This is a genomic window from Streptomyces sp. NPDC008125 (assembly GCF_042957125.1).
In the GTDB taxonomy this organism is placed as follows: Bacteria; Actinomycetota; Actinomycetes; order Streptomycetales; family Streptomycetaceae; genus Streptomyces.
In genome coordinates this window covers 218,897-234,716 of record NZ_JBIBHR010000009.1, presented here as the reverse complement: position 1 = coordinate 234,716, position 15,820 = coordinate 218,897, and the positions used below count along the sequence as shown (strand labels likewise).

Genomic DNA, 15,820 nt, shown 5'->3' with positions numbered 1-15,820 from the left:
GCCATGGCAAAGAAGGCCAAGAACTTCAAGAAGTCCAAGACCGGTCTGTACGTCTCGCTGGGCTCCACCGCCTTCGGCGCGATCAGCGTCGCCAAGCAGGCGAAGCTGGCGCGCAACGACAACGACGTGCTCCGGCTCATCGACGCGGCCGTCTCCGCCGCGGCGATCGTCACCGGTCTCGCGATCCTGTACCGCGAACTGAAGCGTCTCGGCGACGACGACGTCCTGCTGGGCTGAGAGGGAAAGTTTCACCGTGACTGTCATTGACCTGGTGTCGTACGAGGACGCTCTCGCGACGTACGACCCCGTCATGGGCCTCGAAGTCCATGTCGAGCTGGGCACCAAGACCAAGATGTTCTGCGGCTGCTCCACCGAGCTCAAGCAGGACGCCAACACGCAGACCTGCCCGGTCTGCCTCGGTCTGCCCGGCGCACTCCCCGTCGTCAACGAGATCGGCGTCGAGTCCGCCATCAAGATCGGCCTCGCGCTGAACTGCGAGATCGCCGAATGGTGCCGCTTCGCCCGGAAGAACTACTTCTATCCGGACATGCCGAAGAACTTCCAGACCTCCCAGTACGACGAGCCGATCGCCTTCAACGGCTACCTGGACGTCCAGCTGGAGGACGGCGAGATCTTCCGCGTGCAGATCGAGCGCGCCCACATGGAGGAGGACACCGGCAAGTCGACGCACGTCGGCGGTGCCACCGGCCGCATCCACGGCGCCTCGCACTCGCTGCTCGACTACAACCGCGCGGGCATCCCCCTCATCGAGATCGTCACCAAGCCGATCGAGGGAGCGGGCGAGCGCGCCCCCGAGGTCGCCAAGGCGTACGTCGCCGAACTCCGTGAGCTCATCAAGGCGCTCGGTGTCTCGGAAGCCCGCATGGAGATGGGCCAGATGCGCTGCGACGTGAACCTGTCGCTGCGGCCCAACGGCACCGAGACCTTCGGTACCCGCTCCGAGACGAAGAACGTGAACTCCCTGCGTTCCGTCGAGCGGGCCGCCCGGTTCGAGATCCAGCGGCACGCCGCGGTGCTCTCCTCCGGCGGCACGATCGTCCAGGAGACCCGGCACTTCCACGAGGAGGACGGCTCCACCACGGCCGGCCGCATCAAGGACAACGCCGAGGACTACCGTTACTTCCCCGAGCCGGACCTGGTGCCGGTCGCCCCGGCTCGCGCGTGGGTCGAGGAGCTCCGCAAGGGACTCCCCGAGCTGCCGCGCCTGCGCCGCAACCGGCTCCGCGAGGAGTGGGGCGTCTCCGAGTTCGACATGCAGTCGATCCTCAACGCCGGTGCCGTCGACCTGATCGTCGCCACCACCGAGGCGGGCGCCCCGTCCGACCAGGCCCGCAAGTGGTGGATGGGCGAGCTGGCCCGCAACGCCAACGAGACCGGCCGCGGCCTCGACGAGCTGCCCATCACTCCGGCGCAGGTCGCCCGGGTGACCGAGCTCGTCGCCTCGGGCGACCTCAACGACAAGCTGGCCCGCCAGGTCATCGAGGGCGTCCTCGCGGGCGAGGGCGACCCGGACGCCGTCGTCGAGAAGCGCGGCCTGAAGGTCGTCTCGGACGAGGGCGCGCTGTCCACGGCCGTGGACGAGGCGATCGCCGCCAACGCGGGCATCGCGGACAAGATCCGGGCCGGCAAGGTCGCGGCGGCGGGCGCGCTCGTCGGCGCGGTCATGAAGGCCACCCGCGGTCAGGCCGACGCCGCCCGGGTCCGCGAGCTGATCCTGGAGAAGCTCGGCGTCGAGGGCTGACCCCTCCCGCCAGCGGCTCTGTTCGTACGAAGGGGCGACGCATCCCGGTATCGGGTGCGCCGCCCCTTCGCGCGTGCACTGCCACCCCCGTTCACGCCCGCCCCCGGTGGCGGGCCCGTCGGCCCCGGAGGGTCCGCTGAACACCGTGCTCGCCGCGACCGTCTCCGTCGCCGTCCTCCTCGCGGTCCTGGCCTTCGCCGTCGTACGTCCCCGGGGGCTGCCCGAGGCCGTCCTCGCCGTGCCGGCCGCCCTGCTGGTGGTGGCGATCGGGGCCGTGCCGCTCTCCGAGGCGCGCGAACAGACCGAGGATCTGCTGCCGGTCGTCGGCTTCCTCGCCGCGATCCTCGTCCTCGCCCAGCTCTGCGCCGACGAGGGGCTGTTCCAGGCCGCCGGCGACCTGGTGGCCCGGCTCTGCGGGGGCCGCACCGGGCCGCTGCTCGGCGGGGTGTTCGTGGTGGCCTCCGTCATCACCGCCGTGCTCTCGCTGGACGCCACGGTCGTGCTGCTGACCCCCGTGGTCTTCGCCACCGCCGCCCGGGTGGGCGCGCGCCCCCGCCCGTACGTCTACGCCTGCGCGCACCTGGCGAACTCGGCGTCCCTGCTGCTGCCCGTCTCCAACCTCACCAACCTCCTCGCCTTCACCGCCAGCGGACTCTCCTTCACCCGGTTCGCCGCGCTGATGACGTTGCCCTGGCTGGCCGCCATCGCCGTCGAGTACCTGGTCTTCCGCCGGGTCTTCGCCGAGGACCTCGCGGCCGGCGCCCACGCGCCGGACCCGGAGGCCGAACGCACCGCGGTGCCCGTCTTCACGCTGGTGGTGCTGGTGCTGACCCTGCTGGGGTTCGTCGTGACCTCCTTCGCGGGCGCCGAACCTCTCTGGGCGGCCCTGGCCGGTGCGCTGGTGCTCGGGGTACGGGCCCTGGGGCAGCGCCGGACCACACCGCTGCGGCTGCTGCACTCGGCGAACCTGCCGTTCTGCCTCTTCGTGCTCGCTCTGGGGGTCGTGGTCAAGGCGGTCGTGGACCACGGGCTCGGCACCGGCATCGGCAAGGTGCTCCCCGACGGCTCGTCGCTGACCGCGCTCCTCGCCGTCGCGGCCGTCGCCGCCGTGCTGGCCAACCTGATCAACAACCTCCCCGCGATCCTCGCCCTGCTGCCGGTCGTCGCGGCGGCCGGGCCCGGCCCGCTTCTCGCCGCGCTGATCGGGGTCAACCTCGGCCCGAACCTGACGTACGTCGGCTCGCTGGCCACCCTGCTGTGGCGCCGCATCCTGCACGCCCACGACTCCCCGCCCGACCTCGGCCACTTCACCCGGCTCGGCCTGCTGACCGTCCCCGCCACGCTCGCCGCCTCGACGGTCGCGCTCTGGGGAGCGCTGGAGCTGATCGGGGTGTGACAGAGGGGCCGCGTGCGCCGATTAGCCTTCGTGCACATGAACGAGAACGTGTACGTGGGCAACGCCGGCGCGGACGCGGCGCTGGACCGGGGATGGATCCTCGGGCACTTCAAGGACGCCGCGGACCCCCGCCACAGCGAGGACGTCGAGATCAAGTGGGGGGTCCACCCGCCCGGTGACGAACGGGCCCAGTGGGTGCGGGGCGAGGAGCGCACCGCGCTGCTGGTGCTCGTCAGCGGCCGGTTCCGGGTGGAGCTGCCCGGCAGGGACGTGGTGCTCTCGCGCCAGGGCGACTACGTCGTCTGGGGTCACGGCGTCGACCACTCCTGGTTCGCGGAGGAGGAGTCGGTCGTGCTGACGGTCCGGTGGCCCTCGGTGCCCGGGTACGCGGTGGCCGAGGCTCCCGCGGGCGAAAGCCGATCGGACGTTTGTGCGAGTATGTCCGGCGGGCGTGCCGATGTGCCCGGCGTGCGTACCGATGACGAGGGAGCCGCATGTTCACGTTGAGTCTGGGTGAGGACGGGGCCGAGCTCTTCCCGCTCGAAGTCTGGCAGGCCGAGGAGTTCCTCGCCCACATGGACCGGGCCCGCCCGGCCCTCGACCCCTGGATCCCCTTCGCGACCTTCGCCACCGACCTGCCCTCCGCCCGCGCCCTGCTCCAGCGGTACGCGGACAAGCAGGCAGCCGACACCGGACGGCTCTACGGCATCCGGCTGCACGGCACCCTCGTCGGCGGGGTGCTCTTCCGCGTCTTCGACGCGGAATCCGGCACCTGCGAGGTGGGCTGCTGGCTGGAACCGGACGCCACCGGACGCGGCCTGGTCACCCGGGCCGTGCGCGTGCTCATCGACTGGGCCGTCGACGTCCGGTCGATGCACCGGATCGAGTGGCACGCCTCCGCCGGGAACACCCCGTCCATCGACGTGGCCCGCCGGCTCGGCATGTCCCGCGACGGGGTGATGCGGGAGAGTTACGCGTATCACGGTGTGCGCCACGACACCGAGATCTGGTCGGTCCTCGCCCCGGAATGGCGGGCCGGACGGGCCTGAACCGCCCAGAACGGTCACCGGTGGACCGTGACGTTAAGAGGGTTCTCATACGGGACCCCTAGCGTGCGGCGCATGAACACCTCCACCGCCAAGACCTCTACCGCCCCTGCCGCCGAAGACGACCGCGAGGAGCAGCCGCCCACGTCCGAAGCCGCCGCCGCGGTGGCCGAGGGCGGCTCCCCGGCCACCGGGGAGAAGAACGGGCCGTCGGACGCCCTCACCAAGTCCGACGCGTTCGGGGAGTTCGAGGACCTGGACGAGAGCCCCGAAGACGAGGACCTCGACGACGACGCGGCCTCCCGGGGCATCGGCGCCGGAGCCGGGGCCGTCGTCTCGACCGCCCTCGGCGTGGTCGGCCTGGTCGGCGGCTGGACCGGCAAGGTCGCCTCCGAGCGCGAGACCCTGATCGGCCAGATCAAGACCTCCAACGGCGGCACCGCCGCCCAGCAGATCTCCGAGATCTACGGCGACTCCTGGCACACCACCGCCCTCGTCAACGGCATCTTCGCGATCCTCGCCGTGCTCGTCGGCGTCTTCGTGCTGGTACGGCCCGCCTTCGGCAAGCCCTCCGCGCACCCGCAGCCGTCCTGGATCCGCTCCGTCGCCCTCGGCGGCGTGGTGCTGGGCGCGATCGGGCTGGTCCTCTCGATCGCCATGTTCTTCGACCTGATCGTCGGACTGCCGAGCACCTGACGAGCCCGCGGACGGGTGGCGGCCGGCCCTCCCCGCAGGGCCGGCCGCTACTCGACCTCGACCAGCAGGATCCGGTCGTCGCCCGGCTTCGGGTCGCCGCGTCCGTCGGTGTTGCCGGTCACCACCCACAGCTTGTCGCCGCCCGCCGCGGCCACCGTCCGCAGCCTGCCGTACGTCCCCTCCAGGAACGCCTGCGGCTTCGCCAGGGGCTCCTTCGCCGAGCCGCTCAGCGGAATCCGCCAGAGCCGTTCGCCGCGCAGCCCCGCCATCCAGACCGAGCCCTTCGCGTACGCGATGCCGCTCGGCGACGCCTCCGCCGTCTTCCACTGCGCGACCGGGTCGATGAAGTCGCCGCCCGCCCCCTTTGGCGCGAGCCCCTCCACCTCGGGCCAGCCGTAGTTGCCGCCCGGCTCGACGAGGTTCAGCTCGTCCCAGGTGTCCTGGCCGAACTCCGAGGCCCAGAGCCGCTTCCCGCCGTCCCAAGCGAGTCCCTGCACATTGCGGTGCCCGGGCGAGTAGACCACCGAGTCCGCCTCCGGATTGCCGTGCACCGGCTCCCCGTCCGGGGTCATCCGCAGGATCTTGCCCGCCAGCGAGTCCTCGTCCTGGGCCAGCCCGTCGTCGCCGGTCTCGCCGGTGCCCGCGTACAGCATCCGGTCCGGGCCGAAGGCGATCCGGCCGCCGTTGTGGACCGCGCCCTTCGGGATGCCGCGCAGGATGGTGTCGGGCGCCCCCAACTGCTCCCCGGCGGGCCGTCGTTCGTCGTACACCATGCGGGCGATGCGGTTGTCGGACTCGGTGGTGAAGTACGCGTACACCTGGTGGTCGGCGCCGTACGTCGCGGAGACGGCGAGCCCCAGCAGCCCGCCCTCACCGGCGGGCGACACCCCGGGGACGGAGCCCAGCAGGGTCTTGCCGCCGGTCTTCGCGTCGACGCGGGTCACCGTGCCCTCGTCCCGGGAGGAGACCAGCAGGTCGCCGCCGGGCAGCACCGCGAGCCCCCAGGGGGAGTCCAGGCCGGTGGTGAGGGTGGAGACCACCTTCGCCGAGCCCTCGGCGGGCGGCGGCGAGACCGTGGGGGAGGGGACGGCCGACGGCGAGGCGGCCGTGGTGGCGCCGGTCGCGCCGGAGGTCCTGGAACCTCCCGGGCCACCCGAGGACGACGAGCAGCCGGCGGTCAACGCCAGGGCCGCCGCCGAAAGGAGGGCCACCGCCGCCGGGCCGCGTGCGCCCCGGCCCCGTACCGATCCGAACACCGCACCGACTGATCCGAACACCGCACCGCGCACAGAACCGATCCTTCTCCGGGCCCGCCGGGCCCCGTCGTCCGCTCCCGGGCCGCCCGTCCGCGGACCGCCCCCGCCCATGGTGCCCGTACCCGCGCGGGGTAGTCGGGCATCGCGCCGAACCGGTCGTCCTTCGCCCGCGCCGCCGGGACGGGAGCCGCGCCGTCAGTCCCACGAGCCGAGGGCCGGCGGGAGCGCGGCGATCTCGGCCAGATCGCGGTCGGTGAGTGCCAGCGCGGCGGCCCCGGCGTTCTCCACCGCCCACTCCTCCCGCTTGGCACCCGGCACCGGCACCACGTGCGGGCCCTGCCGCAGCACCCACGCCAGCGCCACCTGCGCCGGCGTCGCCCCGTGCCGCTGCGCGACCCTGCGCAGCCCGGCCACGACCGGCTGGTTGGCGGCCATCATCTCCGCGGTGAACCGGGGGTGCCGGGCCCGGGGGTCGTCCGGTTCGAAGCCCTGCCCCGGCTTCAGGGTGCCCGTGAGGTAGCCGCTGCCCAGCGGCATCGCGGCCAGCAGCCCCACCCCGCGCGCGGTGCACCAGGGGAGCAGGGAGACCAACGCCTCCGGCGACCACACCGACAGCTCCGCCTCGACCGCGCTGACCGGGAAGACCTGCTGCACCCGCTCCAACTGCCGGATCGTCGCGTCGTACAGCCCCGCCCGGGACCGGCGCGGCACCCGCGCCCCCACGGCGCACAGCCCGAGCGCGCGCACCTTGCCGGCGGTCACCAGCTCCGCCATCGCGCCCCAGGTCTCCTCCACCGGCACCTCCGGGTCGGCGCGGTGCAGCTGGTACAGGTCGATCACATCGGTCTGCAACCGCCTCAACGAGGCGTCACAGGCCCTGCGCACGTACCCGGCACGGCCGTTGGCCACGATGTGCTGATCCCCCACCAGCAGCCCGCACTTGGTGGAGATGAAGGCGTCCTCGCGGCGGCCCTTCAACGCCCGCCCGACCAACAGCTCATTGGTGAACGGGCCGTACATGTCCGCCGTGTCGAGCAGCCGGACCCCCGCGTCGAGAGCCGCGTGCACCGTACGCACCGAGCGTTCGCCGAGCCGCTGTGACGCGCTGTAGCCCCAACTCATCGGCATACAGCCCAGCCCCACCGCGCCCACGGCGAGCGCCGCCCCACCGATCGTCCTGCGCTCCAACTCCCCGAACCCTCCCTCGGCCGTGTCCGGCACCGCCCAGGGCCCGCCCCGTGCTCGTCCCACGATAGGGAGTGGATCAGCACGTTGCGTCACGCGGCCGGGTCCTGCCGCTCGGATCGTGTCGGGCCCGCGTGCCCGGCGTCGAACGAAAGGCCCCGGCGACAGCTTGGCGCGAAGACGCCCCGACTCCTCAACGGCGCGCCCCGACGGCCCGTCCTCGGCCCCGGAACACGACACCCACCGCCCTCGCACGGCCTCGGCGGCGGAACGTCCACCGGCTCCGCACAACCTCGGCGGCACGGCGTCCACCGCCTCGCATAGCCTCGGGAGCATGACTTCCACGACCCGCACCGACGTGTGGCTGCCGCTCCCGGCCGACGAGATATCCGGGCTCCCCGAGGGCTTCACCTACCACTTCTGGGACGGCGGAGCCGAGTTCCCGGCCGACCCGGCGCAGTGCGCCTTCTACGTGGTGCCGTACGCGAAGAGCCCGCAGACGTCGGTCCGTCCGATCCCCGGGATGCGCGCCGTGCAGGTCGTCCAGACCCTCTCCGCCGGTACCGACCACGTGGAACCCGCCCTCGCCGGGCTTCCCGCCGGCGTGCGCCTCTGCAACGCCAAGGGGGTGCACGAGGCGTCCACCGCCGAGCACGCCGTCGCGCTGATCCTCGCCTCGCTGCGCGACATACCCGGGTTCGTGCGGGGCCAGGACGCCGAGGAGTGGCGGTCCGGCTTCTACCCGGCGCTCGCCGACAAGTCGGTGCTCATCGTGGGGTACGGCTCCATCGGCTCGGCCATCGAGGACCGGCTCGCGCCCTTCGAGTGCGCGCGGATCGCACGCGTCGCGCGCACCCCCCGGACCACCACGCGCGGGCCCGTCCACGCGCTCGACCAACTGCCGGCACTGCTGCCGCGGGCGGACGTCGTGATCCTCTCGACGCCGCTGAACCCGTCCACCCGAGGGCTGGCCGACGCCGCCTTCCTGGCGGCGATGCCGGACGGCGCCCTGCTGGTGAACATGGCCCGGGGCCCCGTCGTGGACACCAAGGCGCTGCTGGCCGAACTGGAGTCGGGGCGGCTGCGGGCCGCACTCGACGTCACCGACCCGGAACCGCTGCCCCCGGGCCACCCGCTCTGGCACGCGCCCCACGTTCTGATCAGTCCGCACGTGGGCGGCAGCACCTCCGCGTTCCTGCCGCGCGCCAAACGGCTGATCGCCGGTCAGCTGAACCGGTTCGCCGCGGGGGAGCCCGTGCACAACGTCGTGCACACCACCGGCTGACAGCGGTCCGCAGCGGCGACAGCACGCCCCGTACGCACAACACCCCAGGTCGTCACGGAGAGTAGAGGAAGTATGGCCCTGCGTGACGAGTCTGGTGTATCGTCCAGAGGCGGGGGCTGCGCCGTGGCAGGACGGCGGCGGGGCGGGCAGCTGGACGCGAGGGGGCAGTGGGCGATGTGCGGCCAAAAACGGGACGGACGGGCGCGGAACCGACGGCAGCGGTCCTCGACGCGAGCGCTGCGCCGCAGCCGCCCGCCGTCGCGACCAACGCTCCGTCGCGTGCCTGCGAGCCGGAGCGCGACGACGATTCGCGGGACGGCGGTTCGCGGGACGGCGGTTCGCACGGCGGCGGTTCGCGCGACGGCGTGGCAGACCGCCCCGGGCCGTGTTCCGGACGTGGTGCCGTCCGTCCGGAGGGCGGGTCCGGCGACGTCCGGTGCGTGCGATCGCACGGCGGAGGGGCGCCCCGATACCGGACGCACCGGAGTGATCCCGGCAACGCGGCGAGCGTGCGTGCCAGGCGCCGTGCGGCAGGCGGGACTTACGGAACACGACCTGGACCGGGGAGCGGTCCGGTGAGTGCCCTGGACGCCCCGCTCTCCCGCCGGCCGGCCGTGTCCGCCCGCGCGAGGGTACTGCCCCAGGTCCTGCTCGCGGTCGTCTGCGCGGGCTACGCGGTCGGTGCCGCCGTCGGCTGGGGCTCGACCCGACTGGCGCTCTTCATGGGCGACTTCGGTCTCAGCCTGGCGGCCCTCATCGCCTCCGTCTCCTGCTTCCTGTACGCGGGCGCGGCGGGCCGGCCCTCCCGGGCCGCCTGGCTGCTCTTCTCGTTCTCCTCCGCGATGGCCGCCTGCGGCAACGCCATCTGGGGCTGGTACGAAGTCGTCCTCGACGGGCACGTACCGCCGCTCTCCGCCGCCGACTTCTTCTTCCTCTGCTTCGCCCCGCCCGCGATCGTCGGACTCCTGGTGCTCGCCAAACGCCCCGTCACCCGGGCCGGCTGGGTCTGCCTGGTGCTCGACTCCTGGCTCATCGGCGGATCGCTGCTCACCCTCTCCTGGAGCCTCGCCCTCGCGCACACCACCGACGTCGTCGGCGAGGGGGAGAGCGTCGCCCGCGCCGCACTGTCACTGGCCTATCCGCTGCTCGACATCGTGCTCGTCTCCATGGTCCTGGCCCTGCACTTCCGGCGGAACAACGCCAACCGCTCGGCGGTGAACACCGCCATCGCCGGGCTCGCCCTGACCGTCGTCAGCGACGCCCTGTTCACCTCCCCGCTGCTCCGCTCGACCTACCACTCGGGCCAGCTCCTGGACGCGGGCTGGTTCGCCGGCTCGCTGCTGCTCGCCTACGCGCCCTGGGGCGTACGCCACGCGACCGCGCCGCCCGGGCCCCCCGCGTACGCCGAACGCCCCGGCCGGACCGGGCGTCCCACCAGCCGCCCGATCGCCGGATCACTGGCCGCCCTCACGCCCTACCTCGCCGCCGCCGTCTGCACCCTCGGCATCCTCTACAACGTCGTCGAGGGCCGCCGGGTCGACGGGGTGGTGGTCGTCACCGGCTGCGCCGTCGTACTGGCCCTCGTGCTGCGCCAGGCGATCATGCTCCTGGACAACCTCACCCTCACCCAGGAACTCGCCCAGCAGGAGAACCACTTCCGCTCCCTGGTCCAGGGCTCCAGCGACGTCATCATGATCGCCGACCCCAACGGCAAACTCCGCTACGTCAGTCCGGCGGCGGCGGGAGTCTACGGCTGCCCGGCGGAGGACCTGCTCGAAACCGAACTCATCTCGATCATCCACCCCGACGACCGCGGCAGGGTCGTCCACCAGGTGCGGCGCTTCCTCGCCGCCCCGCCCGCCGAGGAGCCCACCACCCGGATCGAGTGCCGCTTCCGGTCGGGCTCCGGGGACTGGCTCAACGTCGAGTCCACCGTCAACCGCCACCACGGCGGCCTCCTGCTCAACAGCCGCGACGTCACCGAACGCGTCCGGCTCCAGGCGCAGTTGCAGCACAACGCCGAACACGACCCGCTCACCGATCTGCCCAACCGGGCGCTCTTCACCGCACGGGTACGCCAGGCGCTCGGCGGACGCCGGGCCGGCGACCTCGGCACCGCCGTGCTCTTCATCGACCTCGACGGCTTCAAGGCCGTGAACGACACCATCGGGCACCAGGCCGGCGACGAACTCCTCGTCCAGGCCGCCCAGCGGCTCGCCGACTCCGTCCGCGCCGCCGACACCGCGGCCAGGCTCGGCGGCGACGAGTTCGCCGCGCTGATCGTCGGCGACGGCACCCGCGACCAGGCCGCCCGGGAGTACCAGGTCCACGAGATCGCGGACCGGCTGCGCCTCACCCTCTCCCAGCCGTACCTCATCGGCACCGGCGAGGTGCGGGTGGCGGCCTCCATCGGCGTCGCCTTCGCCGAGCCCGGGATCACCCCCACCGACCTCATGCGCAACGCCGACCTCGCGATGTACCGCGCCAAGGCCGCCGGAAAGGACCGGGTCGAGCTCTACGCCCCGCAGATGCAGGCCGACGTCGTGCGCCGCTCCGAGCTCGCCGCCCGGCTGCGCACCGCCCTGCGCGACGGTGAGTTCGCCCTGCTCCACCAGCCCGTGGTGCACCTCGCCTCCGGCACCGTCGCCGCGGTCGCCGCACAGGCCCGCTGGCGGTCCGCCCAGGGCATCCTCTTCACCCCTGCCGAGTTCCTGCGCGTCCCCGACGACGGCGACCGCACCGCGGAGCTCGGCCGCTGGCTGCTGGAGGAAGCCGTCCAGCAGGCCGCCGAGCGCACCCGGGCCGGGTACCCGGTCTCCGTCTCCGTCCGGCTCTCCGCCGGGCGCCTGCTGGACAACGCCCTGCCCTTCGGCTCCGTCGAGGCCCTGCTGACCCGCCACGGCCTGCCCTCCGGAGCCCTGATGATCGAGGTGGGCGACAGCGACCCGCGGATCTCCTTCGACGAACTCGAACGCCGCCTGGTGGCCCTGCGCCGCCTCGGCGTCCGCATCGCGCTGGACGGCTTCGGCAGCGGGTACGCCGCCATCAACGCGCTGCGCCGCCTCCCCGTCGACGTACTCAAACTCGACCGGGGCCTCGTCGAAGGCGTGGTGGAGTCCGCCCGGCTGCACAAGATCACCAGCGGGCTGCTGCGGATCGCCTGCGACCTCGGGATGCAGTCGGTGGCGGACGGCGTCGACGTCCCGGAGCAGGTGCTCGCGCTGCGGGCCATGGGGTGCACCCACGGCCAGGGGATGGCCTTCTCGGGGCCGCTGGACGAGTACCGGCTGCGCCACGCGCTGCGCCGCGGACACTTCCCCGTACCCGGAGTACCGGCAGCTCAGCCCGTTCTCGCCGGGGGTTCGCCCCCACGATTGGGTGGCTCACATGATGAGACGCCCGTCCCACCCGCTTGACACGGTCGGCGTGCCGGAGAGAGGGTCAATGCCATGCGCACCCGAATTCTCGTACTTGGAAAGCGCGTCGGCTGAAGCGGAGTCACACGACACTCCGCTTACCGCACCGGCGCGCTCCCCTCGCTTGCCTCACGGCACGAGGGGTTTTTTGTTGCACTGGCATCCCCAAAACCCCGCAAAACCCTCAGCCTCGAGAAGAGAATGCCGATGACCGAGCAGGCCACCGGGGCCCACCAGCCCCAGTCGCGGTCCCGTACCGGCGGACAGCCGTCCGCCATCGTTGAGCACGTCACGGGCGCGCAGTCCCTCATCCGTTCTCTCGAGGAAGTCGGCGCCGACACGGTATTCGGCCTTCCCGGCGGCTGCATTCTCCCCGCCTACGACCCGCTGATGGACTCCACCCGGGTGCGCCACGTCCTGGTCCGGCACGAGCAGGGCGCGGGTCACGCCGCCTCGGGCTACGCCCTGGCCACCGGCAAGGTCGGCGTCTGCATGGCCACCTCCGGCCCCGGCGCCACCAACCTGGTGACCCCGATCGCCGACGCGCACATGGACTCCGTGCCGATCGTCGCGATCACCGGTCAGGTCGTCTCCGCCTCCATCGGCACGGACGCCTTCCAGGAAGCCGACATCTGCGGCATCACCATGCCGATCACCAAGCACAACTTCCTGGTGACCGACGCCGACGACATCCCGCACACCATCGCCGAGGCGTTCCACATCGCCTCCACCGGGCGTCCGGGCCCCGTCCTCGTCGACATCGCCAAGGACGCCCTCCAGGCGCAGACCACCTTCAGCTGGCCGCCCACCCAGGACCTCCCGGGCTACCGCCCGGTCACCAAGCCCCACGCCAAGCAGATCCGCGAGGCCGCCCGTCTCATCACCCAGGCCAAGCGCCCGGTGCTGTACGTCGGCGGCGGCGTGATGAAGGCCGGTGCCACGGCCGAGCTGAAGGTCCTCGCCGAGCTCACCGGAGCCCCGGTCACCACCACCCTGATGGCGCTGGGCTCCTTCCCCGACAGCCACCCGCTGCACGTGGGCATGCCGGGCATGCACGGTTCGGTCACCGCCGTCACCGCGCTGCAGAAGGCCGACCTGATCGTCGCCCTCGGCGCCCGCTTCGACGACCGCGTCACCGGCAAGCTGGACAGCTTCGCCCCGTACGCCAAGATCGTCCACGCCGACATCGACCCGGCCGAGATCGGCAAGAACCGCCTCGCCGACGTGCCGATCGTGGGCGACGCCCGCGAGGTCATCGCCGACCTGGTCCAGGCGGTCCAGGCCGAGCACACCGAGGGCAACACCGGCGACTACAGCGCCTGGTGGAAGGACCTCAACCGCTGGCGCGAGACCTACCCCCTCGGCTACGACATGCCGGAGGACGGCAGCCTCTCCCCGCAGCAGGTCATCCAGCGCATCGGCGAACTGGCACCCGAGGGAACGATCTTCGCCGCGGGCGTCGGCCAGCACCAGATGTGGGCCTCGCACTTCATCCAGTACGAGAAGCCGGCCACCTGGCTCAACAGCGGCGGCGCCGGGACGATGGGGTACGCGGTCCCGGCGGCGATGGGCGCCAAGGTCGGCCGCCCGGACGCCCCCGTCTGGGCCATCGACGGCGACGGCTGCTTCCAGATGACCAACCAGGAACTCACCACCTGCGCCCTGAACAACATCCCGATCAAGGTCGCCATCATCAACAACGGCGTCCTCGGGATGGTCCGCCAGTGGCAGACCCTCTTCTACAACCAGCGGTACTCCAACACCGTGCTGAGCGGCGGAGCCGACACCGACGGCGTCACGCAGCGGGGCACCCGGGTGCCGGACTTCGTCAAGCTGTCCGAGGCGATGGGCTGCTACGCCATCCGCTGCGAGGACCCCGCCGACCTGGACAAGGTCATCGAAGAGGCCAACGCCATCAACGACCGCCCGGTCGTGGTCGACTTCATCGTCCACGAGGACGCCATGGTGTGGCCGATGGTCGCCGCCGGCACCTCCAACGACGAGGTCATGGCCGCCCGAGGCGTCCGCCCCGACTTCGGCGACAACGAAGACGACTGAGAGACAGAGAGAGACCGACTCCATGTCCACCAAGCACACGCTCTCCGTCCTGGTCGAGAACAAGCCCGGTGTCCTCGCCCGGATCACCGCCCTGTTTTCCCGACGCGGGTTCAACATCGACTCGCTCGCCGTCGGGACCACCGAACACCCCGACATCTCCCGCATCACCATCGTGGTGAATGTCGAGGACCTGCCCCTGGAGCAGGTGACCAAGCAGCTCAACAAGCTGGTCAACGTCCTGAAGATCGTCGAACTGGAGCCCGGCGCTGCGATCCAGCGCGAGCTCGTCCTGGTGAAGGTCCGTGCGGACAACGAAACCCGCTCGCAGATCGTCGAGATCGTCCAGCTGTTCCGCGCCAAGACCGTGGACGTCTCCCCCGAGGCGGTCACGATCGAGGCGACCGGAGGCGCCGAGAAGCTGAGCGCGATGCTCAAGATGCTGGAGCAGTACGGCATCAAGGAGCTCGTCCAGTCCGGCACCATCGCCATAGGGCGCGGCGCGCGCTCGATCACCGACCGATCCCTGCGCGCTCTCGACCGCACCGCATGACCCCTCGGGGGGCCCGCGGCGCACAGCCCGGGCCCTCCGCCCGTCTCGCCGCTCGGATGGCGAGACCGGAGAACGTACACGGCGCCCCCCGCCGTACGGTGGGACGCAACACCTGCACACAAGGAGAATCACCAGTGGCCGAGCTGTTCTACGACGCCGACGCAGACCTGTCCATCATCCAGGGCCGCAAGGTCGCGGTCATCGGATACGGCAGCCAGGGCCACGCCCACGCGCTGTCGCTGCGTGACTCCGGCGTCGACGTGCGCGTCGGTCTGCACGAGGGCTCCAAGTCCAAGGCCAAGGCCGAGGAGCAGGGTCTGCGCGTGGTCACCCCGGCCGAGGCCGCGGCCGAGGCCGACGTCATCATGATCCTCGTGCCGGACCCGATCCAGGCCCAGGTCTACGAGGAGTCCATCAAGGACAACCTCAAGGACGGCGACGCGCTGTTCTTCGGACACGGCCTGAACATCCGCTTCGACTTCATCAAGCCGCCGGCCAACGTCGACGTCTGCATGGTCGCCCCCAAGGGGCCGGGCCACCTGGTCCGCCGTCAGTACGAAGAGGGCCGCGGCGTTCCGTGCATCGTGGCCGTCGAGCAGGACCCGTCGGGCAAGGGCCTGGAGCTCGCGCTCTCCTACGCGAAGGGCATCGGCGGCACCCGCGCCGGCGTCATCAAGACGACCTTCACCGAGGAGACCGAGACCGACCTCTTCGGCGAGCAGGCCGTTCTCTGCGGTGGCACCGCCGCCCTGGTCAAGGCCGGTTTCGAGACCCTGACCGAGGCCGGTTACCAGCCGGAGATCGCGTACTTCGAGTGCCTCCACGAGCTGAAGCTCATCGTCGACCTCATGTACGAGGGCGGCCTGGAGAAGATGCGCTGGTCCATCTCGGAGACCGCCGAGTGGGGCGACTACATCACCGGCCCGCGCATCATCACGGACGCCACCAAGGCCGAGATGAAGAAGGTCCTCGCCGAGATCCAGGACGGCACCTTCGCCAAGAACTGGATGGCCGAGTACCACAACGGTCTGCCCAAGTACAACGAGTACAAGAAGGCCGACAGCGACCACCTGCTGGAGACCACCGGCCGCGAGCTCCGCAAGCTCATGAGCTGGGTGAACGACGAGGAGGCGTAAGCCTTCGACCGCCGGGCGGGCTCTTCGGGGCCCG

Annotated in this window: 12 protein-coding genes and 1 pseudogene; 11 read left to right on the top strand and 2 right to left on the bottom strand. The window is 71.8% G+C overall.

The genetic code is table 11. From position 1 onward, the window contains the following. Nucleotides 1–3 precede the first annotated feature (3 nt). The 6 genes and pseudogenes from ACFZAX_RS17800 (at nucleotide 4) to ACFZAX_RS17775 (ending at nucleotide 4,900) form a co-directional block, all read left to right on the top strand. Entirely contained in the window at nucleotides 4–237 is a 234-nt protein-coding gene (locus ACFZAX_RS17800) for a hypothetical protein (protein ID WP_073727053.1), read from the top strand. 16 nt (nucleotides 238–253) lie between these two features. Continuing rightward, nucleotides 254–1,762, top strand: coding sequence for an Asp-tRNA(Asn)/Glu-tRNA(Gln) amidotransferase subunit GatB (gene gatB, locus ACFZAX_RS17795; RefSeq protein WP_390962503.1), 1,509 nt, complete (start codon nucleotides 254–256; stop codon nucleotides 1,760–1,762). A gap of 136 nt (nucleotides 1,763–1,898) precedes the next feature. Continuing rightward, the gene (locus ACFZAX_RS17790) at nucleotides 1,899–3,158 is read left to right on the top strand and encodes an SLC13 family permease (RefSeq protein ID WP_390962611.1); all 1,260 of its coding nucleotides are present in this window, start codon (nucleotides 1,899–1,901) and stop codon (nucleotides 3,156–3,158) included. 36 nt (nucleotides 3,159–3,194) lie between these two features. Continuing rightward, nucleotides 3,195–3,560 (top strand): annotated as a pseudogene (locus ACFZAX_RS17785) (signal peptidase I); the annotation flags it as partial. A 92-nt stretch (nucleotides 3,561–3,652) separates the two neighbouring features. Next, complete coding sequence (locus ACFZAX_RS17780) at nucleotides 3,653–4,207, top strand: GNAT family N-acetyltransferase (protein ID WP_390962501.1); 555 nt, start codon at nucleotides 3,653–3,655, stop codon at nucleotides 4,205–4,207. Between the two features lie 72 nt (nucleotides 4,208–4,279). Beyond that, nucleotides 4,280–4,900, top strand: coding sequence for a hypothetical protein (locus ACFZAX_RS17775; RefSeq protein ID WP_390962499.1), 621 nt, complete (start codon nucleotides 4,280–4,282; stop codon nucleotides 4,898–4,900). A 47-nt stretch (nucleotides 4,901–4,947) separates the two neighbouring features. On the opposite strand, the gene ACFZAX_RS17770 is transcribed toward ACFZAX_RS17775, so the two are convergent. Next, a complete protein-coding gene (locus tag ACFZAX_RS17770; RefSeq protein ID WP_390962609.1) occupies nucleotides 4,948–6,111 on the bottom strand; it encodes a PQQ-dependent sugar dehydrogenase in 1,164 nt (387 codons plus the stop codon). Between the two features lie 240 nt (nucleotides 6,112–6,351). Further along, nucleotides 6,352–7,344, bottom strand: a complete 993-nt coding sequence (locus ACFZAX_RS17765) for an aldo/keto reductase (protein ID WP_390962608.1) — start codon at nucleotides 7,342–7,344, stop codon at nucleotides 6,352–6,354. A gap of 331 nt (nucleotides 7,345–7,675) precedes the next feature. Between ACFZAX_RS17765 and ACFZAX_RS17760 the strand changes: the two genes are divergently transcribed. The 5 genes from ACFZAX_RS17760 to ilvC all read left to right on the top strand — a co-directional run bounded on the left by ACFZAX_RS17760 (nucleotide 7,676) and on the right by ilvC (nucleotide 15,786). Continuing rightward, nucleotides 7,676–8,626, top strand: coding sequence for an NAD(P)-dependent oxidoreductase (locus ACFZAX_RS17760; RefSeq protein WP_390962498.1), 951 nt, complete (start codon nucleotides 7,676–7,678; stop codon nucleotides 8,624–8,626). Nucleotides 8,627–9,201: 575 nt separating this feature from the next. Then, nucleotides 9,202–12,042, top strand: coding sequence for an EAL domain-containing protein (locus ACFZAX_RS17755; protein WP_390962497.1), 2,841 nt, complete (start codon nucleotides 9,202–9,204; stop codon nucleotides 12,040–12,042). 201 nt (nucleotides 12,043–12,243) lie between these two features. Then, nucleotides 12,244–14,100 carry an acetolactate synthase large subunit gene (locus ACFZAX_RS17750; RefSeq protein ID WP_390962496.1) on the top strand — a complete coding sequence of 619 codons (1,857 nt, stop codon included), beginning with the start codon at nucleotides 12,244–12,246 and terminating at the stop codon, nucleotides 14,098–14,100. A 22-nt stretch (nucleotides 14,101–14,122) separates the two neighbouring features. After that, nucleotides 14,123–14,650: an acetolactate synthase small subunit gene (gene ilvN, locus ACFZAX_RS17745; RefSeq protein ID WP_386886297.1), complete on the top strand. Its 528-nt coding sequence runs from the start codon at nucleotides 14,123–14,125 to the stop codon at nucleotides 14,648–14,650. A gap of 134 nt (nucleotides 14,651–14,784) precedes the next feature. Then, a complete protein-coding gene (gene ilvC / locus ACFZAX_RS17740) occupies nucleotides 14,785–15,786 on the top strand; it encodes a ketol-acid reductoisomerase (protein WP_327178153.1) in 1,002 nt (333 codons plus the stop codon). The last annotated feature ends 34 nt before the right edge of the window (nucleotides 15,787–15,820 follow it).

Excerpts from the sequence above, each read along its gene's own strand:
- ACFZAX_RS17800 (WP_073727053.1), top strand. The coding sequence starts at position 4 with ATGGCAAAGAAGGCCAAGAACTTCAAGAAGTCCAAGACCGGTCTGTAC.
- ACFZAX_RS17780 (WP_390962501.1), top strand. The coding sequence starts at position 3,653 with ATGTTCACGTTGAGTCTGGGTGAGGACGGGGCCGAGCTCTTCCCGCTC.
- ACFZAX_RS17775 (WP_390962499.1), top strand. The coding sequence starts at position 4,280 with ATGAACACCTCCACCGCCAAGACCTCTACCGCCCCTGCCGCCGAAGAC.
- ACFZAX_RS17760 (WP_390962498.1), top strand. The coding sequence starts at position 7,676 with ATGACTTCCACGACCCGCACCGACGTGTGGCTGCCGCTCCCGGCCGAC.
- ACFZAX_RS17750 (WP_390962496.1), top strand. The coding sequence starts at position 12,244 with ATGCCGATGACCGAGCAGGCCACCGGGGCCCACCAGCCCCAGTCGCGG.
- ilvN (WP_386886297.1), top strand. The coding sequence starts at position 14,123 with ATGTCCACCAAGCACACGCTCTCCGTCCTGGTCGAGAACAAGCCCGGT.